Below are 13417 nucleotides of genomic sequence, written 5' to 3'. Positions count from 1 at the left end.
ATGCTACACAGCCAGGCCTAATTACATGAAATTCTCTTATAATACATGAAGCTTTATAATAGAAGAACCGCTTTTTTTATTACCACAATTGTCGTTTTGCTGGCTACTCCTCTATTTTCTTTTGCTCAAAGGATATGGAAGGAACAAGCAGATTTGTTATTACAACTCCGGGAAAGCAATGCGGATACTGGCCGGGTGCATGTTATGTTAAAACTTGGCCAATATTACTTGCTGAGGGAATATTACGTTTACAAAACAGGAAATCCATGGACACAACTTGATAGCGCAAAATTGTTTGCAACCCAGGCCTTCCATCTTAGTGAGGCCTTAAATTATGAAAATGGGAAAAATGAAGCCCTTTTGTTAAAGGGAGATGCCTTTATTAGAAAAAATGAAATAGAACCTGCGCTTAACCTATTAGGCACGCTACAGGATTCAACCCGTTTCCGTTTATTGATCATATTGGGCCGCCATTATCTGTTTCATAAATCCGGATACACCAAACAGAATTTAGACAGCTCAATGATTTTCCTTGAGCAGGCAGGTAAAGTAGCACCGGTTTATTTGTCGGCAAAATGGCTACCTGAACGTGCACATATCAAGGCAATGGTTAGCTTTATTACCAAAGGGTTGCAGCCAGCTAAAAACCTATATCAGGAAGCGATAGATCAAATAAACATGCCTGGTAATGAAGAAAGAGAAGCCCTTTTGTGGTACGAGCTGGCAATGCTGATTCCGTTACGTGAGAATACTGGAATAACCAGATTGTATTGTTTCATGAAAATGCGCTCACTTTATAAAAAAAGTGGTAACCAGGAAAGAGAAGCATTTGTTTTAAAAACGATAGCTGATATACATTTAGTAAATGGCAGGTTAAACCTGGCGGAAACAGCGTTATTGAATTCACTGGATCTTTACAAAGCGATCGGCTATCGGGACCTGCATTATATTTATGATCTGCTGGCTGTTACCTACCGTTATAAAGGCGATTTCAATAAGTGTGTTGCTTATGGGCTAATGGCAATAGAAAGCATTGAAGCTACAAATGATTCCACTTCATCTCTTACGTTTTACAGTCGCCTTGCCAATATGTACCGGGAAATAGGGCAGCCAGAAAAAAGTGTGGAGTGGTACTCGAAAGCGCTCAATAACCGTGTATTTAATGATAGCGACAATTTTTATAAATTCAGGGATGCGGGATTCTTTGCAAGGGAACTTGTAAAAATAAAAAGAGAGAAGGAAGCGCTTGCCTATATTATTGACATCAACGCTAAAAACAAACCTATCGGGGTTGACGCAAAAATATGCCTGGTAAGTTCATTGGCGTATTGTTACCAGGCTGTGAAGCAGCATCGACAGGCCGACAAGTATTATCTTGAATTAATAACGCTGGCAGGGCAGCTGCAGGAAGATAATGAAATAACCACTGATGTCTATTACGAGATAGGGCAATATTTTATCAATAAGCTACAATACAGGAAAGCAATTTCCTATTTGCAAAAAGCACTTGGCGCTGCAGAAATAAGGCATTCCCTTGCACTAATTAAAGATGTGCACCTGATGCTCTTCAAGGGGGATTCCGGCGTAGGGAATTATACCTCCGCTATACAGCATTTACTGAGACACAAGCAATTGAGCGACTCTATCTTTAATGAAACCAAGCACTGGCAAATAGAAGAATTACAGGTTCAATTTGAAACCGCTAAAAAGGAAAAGGATATTAAACTGCTTAACAACCAAAATCAACTGCAGCGTATTCGTATTGAGCAGACTAATAAAACAAAGAACATAATCCTGGCCTATGTAGCACTACTGCTGATCATTGTAGGCCTGCTATTTAACCGCTATCTGATAAAACAAAGAAACAATCGCAAGCTCAAGGCTAATCAGAAAGAACTGGATCAGAAAAACTTATTTTTGGAAAAACTGACTACAGAGCAGGATAAATTACTCAAAGAAAAAGAATGGTTGATCAGGGAGTTACACCATAGGGTTAAGAACAACCTCCAGATGGTAACCGGCTTACTGTATGCACAATCTAAGTATCTTGAGGATGATATAGCCCGGCTTGCTGTAAATGATAGTCTGCGACGGATGCAGGCGATGTCAATGATCCACCAGAAGCTTTACAAGGATGAAAATACGTCAACCATTTTGATGCCCGCTTATATCAAAGACCTGGTGCGTTACCTGCATGAAAGTTTTGATGCTAACAATCAGATAACTTTTCAACAAACGATCGAATCGGTTGATCTTGATGTATCGCAGGCCATCCTCCTCGGATTGATCATTACAGAAAGTATTGTCAATGCTATCAAATATGCCTTCCTGAATGAACAAAAAGGCATTGTAAGCATTCATTTGCAATATGAGGGCGCTGATCAATTATTGCTGAAAATATCGGACAATGGTATTGGTTTACCGGCAGGACTTGACACCAGTAAACATCATTCACTCGGGCTGGATCTTATGCAGGGGCTTACCAGGCAGCTAAAGGGCAGCTTTTACATTGAAAGCAATAATGGCGTACACATAACGGTAAGGTTTCCAATCTTAATTAAATGAACTCAGTAACAATATTAATATGAATATCAAAATACTGATTGTAGAAGATGAATTTATTGTGGGAAATGCACTCCGTTTAGCAGTGGGGTCGGCTGGTTATAGTGTAACAGGTATAGTGGCGTCGGTGGAAGAGGCAGAAGAAAATATCCGGAACCAGCAACCGGACCTGGTGCTGCTAGATATCCGATTAGAAGGGGAAAGTTCAGGTATAGACCTGGCCAGGAAACTGAGGACCGAAAATATTCCTTTCATTTATTTGTCTGCACATTCAAGCCAGAAAATACTGGAAGAAGCAAAGAAAACTGAGCCTTATGGATTTCTTGTAAAGCCATTCAGGGAAAATGACCTGCTGGTAGCATTGGAAATTGCCCTATATCGTCATCGTCATAGCCTGGAAGCCCAGCTCAGGCAGGAGGATTTTTTGCAAAAGCATTTAGCAACAATAAGCAATGAAGCTGCAACGGCTGAACAAAGGCTACTGAAGATCGCCCGTTTGTTACAATCATATATCCCATTTGACCTTATTTCCATAGGGCCCAGGCCATTTGATAATGCGCAATTCAATGATACAGCCTTTCTACGTATCGGGTTTGATGAATACCAGCTTATTCATGAAAATGAATTAAGAACAATTACCGGTTTAAGTAAAGACGAGCTTTCCAATATCATTAAGAACAGCCATACAGATGCGCACGCGAACATTTACAAAAATGATATAACAAAACAGGAATTGAATGATCCTTCGCTACAAAAAACATGGTTTGATTCCTTTAATTGTCAGGCTTCCCTGGTTTTCCCGGTGGCTGTAAAGAATGGTTTGGCAGTTCACTACTTCTTTTACAGCCGACAGTGCGCTATTTACACAGAGAAGCACATTGCTTTACTGGATCGTTTAAAAATGTACCTGGCAAAACTTGCAGAGAAAATGACGCATGCACCGCGCGCAGCCGATCAACGCGGTTCCATTAACAAAGACCATAGTGAAGTCGCGAATCGCCCCGGATTTCAGGGTATTATTGGCAATCACCCGCTTTTACTGGCTGCATTGGATCTTACCACTCAGATCGCGCCTTATAATACATCGGTCCTGATACTCGGTGAAAGTGGAACAGGAAAAGAGAAGGTAGCTCATTATATTCACGCGCTGTCACAAAGAAAAAAGGGCCCATTCGTAAAAGTAAACTGTGCTGCCATTCCAACCACATTGATAGAATCTGAGTTATTTGGCCATGAAAAGGGAGCATTTACCGGTGCTATAGAAAAACGAAAAGGAAGATTTGAACAAGCCGATGGAGGCACTATTTTTTTAGATGAGATTGGAGAGCTGCCGCTGGATATGCAGGTAAAATTACTCCGTGTTTTACAGGAAAAGGAAATTTCATCTGTAGGGGGCAGTTCATCTGTAAAAGTGAATGTCAGAATTGTATCCGCTACCAACCGAAACCTGGAAAAAGAAGTAGCAGAAGGGAATTTTCGGCTTGATCTCTATTATCGACTCAATGTTTTTCCCATTACCTTACCTCCTTTACGTGAACGGAAAACTGATATTGAAACACTGGCACTTTTTTTTGCAAACAGGTTTTGCCAGGAATTTAATAAGCTATTCCACGGTATTTCAGCTTCCATGATGGAAGAGATGCGTGCTTACAACTGGCCAGGGAATATTCGGGAGTTGGAGAATATTATGGAGCAGTCTGTAATCCTTAACGATGGCAAATCGAAACTGGAATTAAGGCGAAGCCTTACCGTGGTAGTGCCTGCGTCAGGCGGTGAAATAAATATCGAAACACTGGAAGATGTAAAGCACGTTCAGCAGGAAACAGAAAGAGCTTATCTTATTTCGATCTTAAAAAGAACGAATGGCCGTATACGCGGAACAAATGGCGCTGCGGAAATATTGAATATCAAACCAACCACGCTGGAAGCAAGAATAACTAAGCTGAACATTAAGAGACAGGATTTTATCCAATCCACAGGAACCCCGTAAAGGCCAACTCCAATATTTTTAGACTTCTTGTAGCCACCTCCAAAAAAATTGGAGGTGGCTGTTTGTCTTTGTTTGTAAGTACCCCTCATTATAAGAGTATTAAAACTTTCATTTTCAATTCGTTGTGAATAAAAATATCCTGTTCATACTATCTGGATTAAATGGCATGCAAATGGCGTCACTTGGAGTTAGTATCACTTTAAAATATTATATAGACCTGATAACATGAACAGATTGAGGTTACACATTGAAGAAATAACACCCATTAACGATGAAGAATTTGAATTCATCAAATCGTTCTTTACATTAAAAAGAGTACGCAAGAATCAATACCTGATACAGGAAGGAGATGATGTTAAATACGAGTACCTGGTGCTCTCTGGCATATATAGAGTATTTTATTCCGACGATCAGGGAAGGGAATATGTTTGCATGTTTGCCCAGGAGAACTGGTGGATGTCTGACTATAATTCCTATTTTAACCAGAAGCCGGCAAGCATGTACCTTGAATGTTTAGTGCCAGGTGAAGTATTATGCCTCAGTCTTTATGGCAGAGAAAAGCTGGCTGCAGAGCTGCACAAAATGGAACATTTTTTCAGGATGAAAATGACCAGGGGGTTTATTGCCCTGCAGCTACGGATCAAAATGTTGCTTTGCAATGCACCCCAAAAAAGATATGAAGAATTTGCAAAATTATATCCCGTCTTAATACAACAAATACCCAAAAAAATGATCGCCGAGTTTCTTGGCCTGCGCCGCGAAACGCTAAGCAGGTTATATACTAACCATAAGTAAGTCTTTTAGATTGTGATTAAAAAAGATGAGGGAGTATTGATACTGATACTCCCTCATCTTTTTTAATCAGCTCCCTGCTTATGAGTGAGTAGACTCACCCGGCAATAGTGAGTCTACTCACATCCAAATAGTGAGCAGGCGTCCTCGTCTCCAACTGTGATGATAGTAATTTTATTTCACAAAAGTTGTTATACAAAATCCTATACATCACATCAGAAAATTAATGCGTATGTCACATCCGATATCCCCCAAAAAAGGTTTCAGGATCCATCTGATCGTTTTCTTATTGACCACACCCGCCATCTGGATAGTGTGGTATCTGACCGACCGCACTTATCCATGGCCTTTATGGTCAACACCGGCATGGGCAATAGGCGTCCTGTTTCACTACCTGGGCGTTTTTGTTTTTAAAAATTAATGAACATCTAAAAACTACATTCATGGATCAGCAACAAAAAACAGTCAGACGTATCGTAACAGGTCATAACGCAGATGGGAAAGCAATTATCGTGTCAGACGCTTCACCCGGTCAAACGTATATGATTGGAGGACCAGGCGGCGCAAAGTTTCACGAAGTATGGAATACCCGCCAATCACCCGCACTGATTGATCCTGTTTCCGGCGATCCGGAAGAAACCAGCCTGGTATTGGGACCTCCTAAAAATGGTACCCGTATCAGGGTTATTGATTTTCCACCAGAAGGGGAAGAGATCCGAAATCTTACGAAAGAAGAAGCCGGTTCGCACTTTAAAGCAATGGGTGGCGAAGCTGCTTCGAAAGCAGGACTGGGTGCACCTCATCCTTTGATGCACCGCACGGCGACGATTGATTATGGTATTGTGCTGGAGGGGGAAATGACATTGATAGTTGACCAGGATGAAGTAATTATCAAAGCCGGCAACATTATCATTCAACGTGGTACCAACCATGCCTGGGCAAACCGGTCGGGACTTCCTTGCCGTATGGCTTTTATTCTTATCGACGGTGAATTCACCAAAGAACTTCTTTAGAACATAAAAACAACATCATGCGCTTACAACCGTTGCCACCTCATACACTTAGTCCCGAACTCCGATATGTACATGATGAGATCGCAAATTTGATCACCAGAAGCCAGGGCCCGGTCATAATGATCAATAGCGAGGGGGCACTATTGGGTCCGTTTCCGCCCATGTTACATTTTCCGCAATTTGGCATACCTGCACTAACATTTTTGAAATCGTTAGATAATCACGCAACACTTCCGAAAACAGTGCGTGAAGTGGCCATCCTAACGGTAGGCAGTGCCTTTGGTTCCCGCTTTGAGCTATATGCGCATGAGATCATGGCGGAGGCCTTTGGTATTTCAACAGGTATTATCGCAGCATTGGCTGCAGGTGGCCGCCCGGAAGGTTTAAACGAGCAGGAAGCGATCGCACATGACGTAGCATCAGCATTGGTTAAAGGCCATGTCGTTCCCGCTTCAACCTATAATCAGGCTGTCAAGGTGCTTGGGCAAAATGAAACCGGAGAGCTCATTTTTCTCATCAGCGGCTATTGCCTCATTGCAACGGTATTAAATGGATTTGACATGCCTGCGCCTGAAAGTAATGGATAAAATAAAAAATACTTCCACTGCAACAATTGCCAAAATATGGATGCGATCAATAAATTCAATGCAGTAATTATAGGAAGCGGACTGGGTGGTTTGACAGCCGGCGCCACGTTAGCAAAATTGGGAAAGAAGGTGCTGGTCCTTGAGCAGCACTATATACCTGGGGGATGCGCCACTAACTTCAAGCGCAAGGATTTTATCATGGAAGTAGGGTTACACGAGATGAACGGCTTTCATGATAAAGATATCAAAGCTGAAGTATTCGGTCTGCTTGACATAAACAAGTTTATACAATTTGTTCAGGTGCCAGAGCTCTTTCATGTAAGCTCTGCAGCTACCAAATTCACCTTTCCACATGGCACAGCACGCGCTCAACAGGCCCTGATAGAAAAATTTCCTCACGAAACAAAAGGTATTCAGGCTTTTTTCAGACTGATGACCAATGTGCTCGATGAAATTTACCGGATGCCCAAAGAAAAGTGGAAGATGACACTGATCTATCCATTTATACCTGTTCTGTACTCAAATATTTTCAAGTCAATAAACCTCAGTTGCGGCGATTGGCTTGACAAACACATCACCGATGAACAGCTTAAACTGGTGCTTACTGCCAACGTTTTGTATTATGGTGATGATCCATACAATTTATCGTTATTACATTTTGCTATTGCACAAGCTGGTTATATAACCGGTGGTGGCTATTATATCAAGGGCGGCTCACAAAATCTTTCCGATTACCTTACCTCCTTTATTGAAAAGAATGGCGGACAGGTATTGGTAGGTAAGAAAGCAGAAAATATCCTGGTTGAAAATGGCAGGGCTACCGGTGTGCAATACCGCGATGCTTTCAATGATTCGCTGGAACCTGTCACCATTTATGCAGATGCCATTGTTGTGAACGCGGCCATACCATGTGCTATAAAGATGATCCCCGAACCCTATAGACAATCATTGAAAAACAAAACGAAAGATCTGGAAGCATCCTGCTCGCTTATTTCAATTTACATAGGTTTCGATATTGATCTGAAACAATTTGGGGTACAACATTATTCCACTTTTATTCAGGGCGAAGGAATCAACCAGCTGAAAGACATTAAAGCCAACAACATTGGAGACTGGGGGAATAAATCTTTTGTATTTGTCGATTACAGCCAGATCGACTCCGGCATTACACCTGCAGGCAAAAGCTTTGGCGTGATCTGCGCAGCCGATTATTTATCGGAGTGGGAAAGTTTGGATGAACTGGCCTATAAAAACAAAAAGGAACAGGTTGCACAGCTCTTTTTAAAAAGACTGGAGACCTATTACCCCGGCATTCTTCAGCATATCATTTTTTATGAAGTAGGTACCGCCAGAACTATTCAACGGTATACACTTAATCCCAATGGTACACCTTATGGTTACGCACAGCGCCCTTCACAATCGGGTATAAAAAGAATTCCCGCAAGATCTCCTGTTAGAAATATGTATTTCGCTTCAGCATGGTCTTTTCCCGGCGGCGGATTTACCGGGGCCATCTCCGGCGGATATTGGGCTGCCACGTCTATGAATAAAGCGATCAAATGGCAAACTTATAACAAACAGTTAATGGAAGATAGCAGGATCGTCAAATTATTGACAACGCAGGTAATCGCGGAAAACAGTATAGAGCTGACCTTTGAGAAACCACCAGGATTTTACCATAAGCCAGGACAATACGCCATTCTTCGTCTGAATAAACCAAAGAATATCGAGTTGGATCTTCCCTTTCGTTCACTCTCTATAGTCTCTCATCCCGACGAACCCACCCTTCGTTTTGCCATGAGAGTAAGTGAAAGCAGCTTTAAAAACTCCTGTTTACAAATGGAGATAGAGGAGGAAGTCACCATCTTTGGGCCCTGCGGTAATTTTCTGTTGAAACCAGGCATGGGGCACATCGTATTCCTTATTTGTGGCATCGGCATAACCCCCGTCCTTCCCATGCTAAAGGAACTGAAAAAGAAACAATTTAAAAGCAAGGTCTATCTTTTTAATTCCAATAGAACAATAGCATCCGCAGCATATCAACGGGAGCTGGAAAATACAAAAATAAAAAATTACACCTATCTACCTGTCATTACTTCAACCAGCAAGAGGATCGATATTGATCTGCTAAAATATCATTTGAATGACCTGCTGCAATATGATTATTACTTAGTGGGCACTTCTCCCTTCCTGGCTTCAATGAAGCAGTTATTGATCCGGGAAGGTGTTCCCATTGACAAAATAAATATGGACGACTTCGGTTAACGCGCAATATTATCCAATTAAATAAGAGATGGAAGCCGCTGGAAGCCAATATTATAGTCAGTCTCTTTGGTGAGGGCCAGGACATACTATGGAAACTTTCCTTTCAAACAGCGAATATTTTACGCAGAAACGCGGCTGTGTCGCTCGGCCCAATAGCTGCCATCTCCTTCGAAACCCGCTTCCTGCTTGTTTTGTAAATTACTATAACGGCCATCTGTGGACTTATACCACTTGCCCTGAAACCTAACCCGCTGATCGCCCCATTGGCTATTGTACTTATTGGCGCTTAATCAGTTCAACCATGCTCTCAAGGATTCTTAACCGGGTAATGTACAAACTGATTCCGCCCCATATAGAAACATCAACACAAAAAAACAACAAACGATGACAAAAACAATTTCCCTGCTGCTAGCAGCAGCATTCACGATCTCCACATTTGCGGACTGCAAAAAAAATGGAGACAATACTATCAGAACCCCCAGGACCTATGTACTGGTACATGGCGCATGGCAGGCGTCTTACGTCTGGGATGCCGTACGTACTGATCTTTTAAATAAAGGCAACAAAGTAATTGTTGTTGAACTTCCGGGGCATGGCAGTGACAAAACACCCCCACAATCATTGAGTCTGGATGTTTACCGGGATAAAGTGATAGCTGCCATTGCTACAGTAAATGAAAAAGTTATCCTGGTTGGGCACAGCATGGGAGGCATGGTGATCACTGCTGTGGCAGAGATGATCCCTTCCAAAATCAGCCAATTGGTTTACATTGGCGCTTTCCTGCCAGCATCGGGACAGGCCCTGGCTGATCTGGCGCCCACTGATCCTGATTCTAAACTGGGCGGTTCATTAATTCCCTCTTCCGACATGTTGACGCTCGATGTAAAGGCCGATAGCCTTACCTGGCTTTTTATCAATGATGGTACGCCCGCTGTTAAACAACAGGTAATTGATAATTATCGTGCAGAGCCAGCCATTCCATTTTCCAACAAGGTTACGTTGACTGATGCAGCTTTTGGCGCAGTTAAAAAAATATATATCAAAACACTGAAGGATATTGTTATTTCACCAGCCCTGCAGGACAATATGATAGCTGCAGCACACATTACTACCGTCCTTACAGTAAATACCAGTCATTCCCCATTTCTCTCTCAACCACATGAAGTGTCTAAGCTATTGCTCAGCATAGCGGAATAACAACGGACACGGCTAATGGTGCACATCATTGGCCGTGATTCAAATCACACTTTATTAGTGATCTGATTACTTCTTAAAGAATATATACTCATCTAATTTTGAATTGGCAATTTATTCATACACGTTAAAAACAAAATGAAATGAGGGTAAATGCTTGCCTATTTAAGACCAATAGTGTGCTTGTATTGATAACGGTTCTCTTGTTAAGCACCTCATATACAATGGCACTAAATGTAAGTAAGATGAAAAAGAAAATTCTATTTGTAGTAACCAGTCACGATAAAAAAGGGAATACTGGTGAAAGAACAGGATTCTATTTATCAGAAGTGGCCTATCCCTGGGAGGTGCTTACGGATGCTGACTATGATATTGATTTTGTTAGTCCCAAAGGAGGAGAGGCACCTGTGGATGGTTTCAACCTGGGGGATGCTGTCAATAAAAAATTCTGGAACGATGCTATTTACAGGGAGAAAATTAAAAACACACGAAAACCATCCGAAGTTGATCCCGCTCAATATGCTGCCATTCACTATGCGGGTGGGCATGGTGCTATGTGGGATCTTGCAGATGATACAGCTTTAGCTGCCATTGCGGCAAAGATCTATGAGAACGGAGGCATTGTAAGCGCTGTTTGTCATGGCCCGGCAGGACTTGTCAATATCAGGCTTTCCAATGGCCAATACCTGGTTGATGGCAAAAAAATAAATGCCTTTACCAATGAAGAAGAAGTAGCTGTTAAACTTGACAAGGTTGTGCCCTTTCTGCTGGAGTCGAAACTAATAGAGCGGGGGGCCATATTTGAAAAATCAGGTCTCTGGCAATCAAATGTTGTAACGGACCAACGCGTGGTTACAGGTCAGAATCCACAATCGGCCAAAGCTGTTGGAGAAGCTGTATTATCAGCCTTGCAACAGCAACAGGCTGTGGCAAGGCTTACCCGTTATGAAGTAAAATCCGAATACCAGGACCAGTTCAAAGAAGCAATTACGGAATACATATCATATGCTATCGATATTGAAAGCAATATTATGGCAGAAGCCTATTATGAAAGGGAAAATCCTTCCATACTTTGGGTAATAGAGCGGTGGGGGAGTATTGAAGAATGGATGAAAACAAAAAGTAACGCTCAATCGCAGGCAGTAAGTCAATTAGCTGAAAAGGCTTTGCTGAATCCGATAAAAAGCATACTTATAAAAGACCTGGAACCACTTTCAAAACAACAATGGCGTAAAACAGCCAATGCAGCAGACAGTCAGCTTACCATTATGCTGTTTGTAAGTGCAAAGGTTGGAACACAGCAGCGATTTAAGGATGTTTACCATGTAGCAATGCCACAATTCAGAAGTGAACCTGGCGTCATTACTTATCAACTATCACAATTGGAAGAAGACGATACTCAGTTTGTGACATATGAAAAGTTTAGAAGTAATGCGGCTTTTCAATATCATCTTAATTTTCCGCCTATTCAACCGGTGATCGATTACCTCAATTCAAGTATCAAAGAGCAGCCATTTCAGAAGGGACTGCATAACCTGATTGAATTCGCACCCCTTATTCTTCAATAGTATCATTAACTATTAAAATAAAAAAATGAAACCATTTAATCATGTCATTGTAGCGGTAATACTGACTATAATCGCTACAACTGCAAAAGCGCAGGTAAAAGTAAAAACGGAACATATGAATACAGTAAACGCAAACGAACTGGAAATTGTCAATCAATTATCAACACAATCCGCTATTGTAAACATGCCCGTATCAAAATTATTAAATGCACCGGGCAACGAAGCATTAAAAGCATTTTTCTTAACCCCGGTAAAAAATAGTTCAGCTTTGAAAGGTAAGAAGATAGCGGTACTTGTGGCCGACGGTTTCGAAGAAATTGAATTAACAGGGCCGGTATGGTATTTCAGACAGTTGGGAGCAACCGTTGATATAGTGGCGCCTAAGTACAACCCAGCTCCGGAAAGATATGGGCTTGCTTATCCGGAGATGTCAAAGACTCACGTCATGGCTATACAATACCTGCAGCCCGTAGGTTGGATAAAATTCGATCGTACAGCAGACCAGATTAATGTTACTGACTATGATGCTGTATTCATTCCCGGCGGCGCCTGGAATCCGGATAATCTTCGGGCTGATAAAGATGTGATCAGATTTGTGCAGGAATTTAACAGATCCGGAAAACTAATAGCAGCCATTTGTCATGCACCTGTGGTATTGGCATCTGCTGATATCATCAAAGGAAAAAAGCTTACCGGCTACTGGAATATACAAAGTGACCTGATAAATGCCGGCGCCACTGTGTTAGAACAACCGGTAGTCACCGATGGCAATCTGGTTACCAGCAGACATCCTATTGATGTAGCAGATTTTTCCAGAGCGGTAGAAAACTGGTTGATTAAAAAATAGGTACATATAACAGCACAAAATGGGCATTAGAAGGATTTATGGAAGCGTTGCAATATGAACTCAGGGGCTTTAATATTCTTATAAAAAATCTGGAGCCAGCTAGTATCAAAAGTGAGTTTGTTAATAACATTCAGTTCGTTTCCAATAGCGACTACGATCATTATGCAAATAAGGTTCAGCATAATATGATAGCAAGCGATAAAAACGCACCAATCCCTGACGTTGTAGCCAAAGTAGCGTTTAAAGCCATAACTGATAACCGTGATAAATTGCGATATCCTGCAACTTATCTGGCGAAATCTGCATTCTTTTTCCGTTGGTTGCTTCCCCTGAAGATTTTTAATAAAATGGTTGCAAAGCCATTGGAAAGGGAATTACAATAGCTTCCTCGAGCACAGGATCAATTAATAAGCCTTCAGATTATATCTGAAAGTTTGTTACCTGGTTCAAAGAGCAGCTCCAGCCATTATTGAGAGGTGGCAGCTTCATCATCCGCAAAGCGGATGATTTTCTGTTGGGTTTTACAAACAGGGAAGATGCTTTACGGGTGATGGAAGTACTGCCGAAGCGATTAGGGAAATTTGGCTTGCCCTACACCC

11 protein-coding genes are annotated in these 13417 nt (G+C 41.7%); all 11 read left to right on the top strand.

The annotated features are described in order from the left end of the window. The first annotated feature begins 45 nt into the window (after window positions 1-45). The 11 genes from SIO70_RS29735 (at window position 46) to SIO70_RS29685 (ending at window position 13201) form a co-directional block, all read left to right on the top strand. Window positions 46-2565, top strand: coding sequence for a histidine kinase dimerization/phosphoacceptor domain -containing protein (locus SIO70_RS29735; protein ID WP_320577036.1), 2520 nt, complete (start codon window positions 46-48; stop codon window positions 2563-2565). 19 nt (window positions 2566-2584) lie between these two features. Further along, window positions 2585-4552, top strand: a complete 1968-nt coding sequence (locus SIO70_RS29730; protein ID WP_320577034.1) for a sigma-54 dependent transcriptional regulator — start codon at window positions 2585-2587, stop codon at window positions 4550-4552. Window positions 4553-4777: 225 nt separating this feature from the next. Next, window positions 4778-5347, top strand: coding sequence for a Crp/Fnr family transcriptional regulator (locus tag SIO70_RS29725; RefSeq protein WP_320577032.1), 570 nt, complete (start codon window positions 4778-4780; stop codon window positions 5345-5347). Between the two features lie 229 nt (window positions 5348-5576). After that, window positions 5577-5765, top strand: coding sequence for a 2TM domain-containing protein (locus tag SIO70_RS29720; protein WP_320577030.1), 189 nt, complete (start codon window positions 5577-5579; stop codon window positions 5763-5765). Between the two features lie 22 nt (window positions 5766-5787). Next, window positions 5788-6357 (top strand): cupin domain-containing protein, encoded by a 570-nt coding sequence (locus tag SIO70_RS29715; RefSeq protein WP_320577028.1) that lies wholly within the window; start codon window positions 5788-5790, stop codon window positions 6355-6357. A 251-nt stretch (window positions 6358-6608) separates the two neighbouring features. Beyond that, window positions 6609-6944, top strand: a complete 336-nt coding sequence (locus SIO70_RS29710) for a hypothetical protein (RefSeq protein WP_320577027.1) — start codon at window positions 6609-6611, stop codon at window positions 6942-6944. A 36-nt stretch (window positions 6945-6980) separates the two neighbouring features. Beyond that, window positions 6981-9209, top strand: coding sequence for an FAD-dependent oxidoreductase (locus SIO70_RS29705; protein ID WP_320577025.1), 2229 nt, complete (start codon window positions 6981-6983; stop codon window positions 9207-9209). Window positions 9210-9593: 384 nt separating this feature from the next. Further along, complete coding sequence (locus SIO70_RS29700) at window positions 9594-10406, top strand: alpha/beta fold hydrolase (protein WP_320577023.1); 813 nt, start codon at window positions 9594-9596, stop codon at window positions 10404-10406. Window positions 10407-10648: 242 nt separating this feature from the next. Then, window positions 10649-11971 (top strand): antibiotic biosynthesis monooxygenase, encoded by a 1323-nt coding sequence (locus tag SIO70_RS29695; protein WP_320577022.1) that lies wholly within the window; start codon window positions 10649-10651, stop codon window positions 11969-11971. 25 nt (window positions 11972-11996) lie between these two features. Next, a complete protein-coding gene (locus tag SIO70_RS29690) occupies window positions 11997-12818 on the top strand; it encodes a type 1 glutamine amidotransferase domain-containing protein (protein ID WP_320577019.1) in 822 nt (273 codons plus the stop codon). Between the two features lie 38 nt (window positions 12819-12856). Continuing rightward, window positions 12857-13201 (top strand): hypothetical protein, encoded by a 345-nt coding sequence (locus SIO70_RS29685; protein WP_320577017.1) that lies wholly within the window; start codon window positions 12857-12859, stop codon window positions 13199-13201. Window positions 13202-13417 lie beyond the last annotated feature (216 nt).

It is taken from the genome of Chitinophaga sancti (assembly GCF_034087045.1).
GTDB classification, from domain to species: Bacteria; Bacteroidota; Bacteroidia; order Chitinophagales; family Chitinophagaceae; genus Chitinophaga; species Chitinophaga sancti_B.
Note: the sequence above shows the minus strand (reverse complement) of the source record. Positions and strands in the feature narration are given on the sequence as shown.

Bases quoted from the DNA above. Each gene is read 5' to 3' on its own strand.
- SIO70_RS29735 (WP_320577036.1), top strand. From the start codon at position 46: ATGAAGCTTTATAATAGAAGAACCGCTTTTTTTATTACCACAATTGTC.
- SIO70_RS29730 (WP_320577034.1), top strand. From the start codon at position 2,585: ATGAATATCAAAATACTGATTGTAGAAGATGAATTTATTGTGGGAAAT.
- SIO70_RS29725 (WP_320577032.1), top strand. From the start codon at position 4,778: ATGAACAGATTGAGGTTACACATTGAAGAAATAACACCCATTAACGAT.
- SIO70_RS29720 (WP_320577030.1), top strand. From the start codon at position 5,577: ATGTCACATCCGATATCCCCCAAAAAAGGTTTCAGGATCCATCTGATC.
- SIO70_RS29715 (WP_320577028.1), top strand. From the start codon at position 5,788: ATGGATCAGCAACAAAAAACAGTCAGACGTATCGTAACAGGTCATAAC.
- SIO70_RS29705 (WP_320577025.1), top strand. From the start codon at position 6,981: ATGGATGCGATCAATAAATTCAATGCAGTAATTATAGGAAGCGGACTG.
- SIO70_RS29700 (WP_320577023.1), top strand. From the start codon at position 9,594: ATGACAAAAACAATTTCCCTGCTGCTAGCAGCAGCATTCACGATCTCC.
- SIO70_RS29695 (WP_320577022.1), top strand. From the start codon at position 10,649: ATGAAAAAGAAAATTCTATTTGTAGTAACCAGTCACGATAAAAAAGGG.
- SIO70_RS29690 (WP_320577019.1), top strand. From the start codon at position 11,997: ATGAAACCATTTAATCATGTCATTGTAGCGGTAATACTGACTATAATC.
- SIO70_RS29685 (WP_320577017.1), top strand. From the start codon at position 12,857: ATGGAAGCGTTGCAATATGAACTCAGGGGCTTTAATATTCTTATAAAA.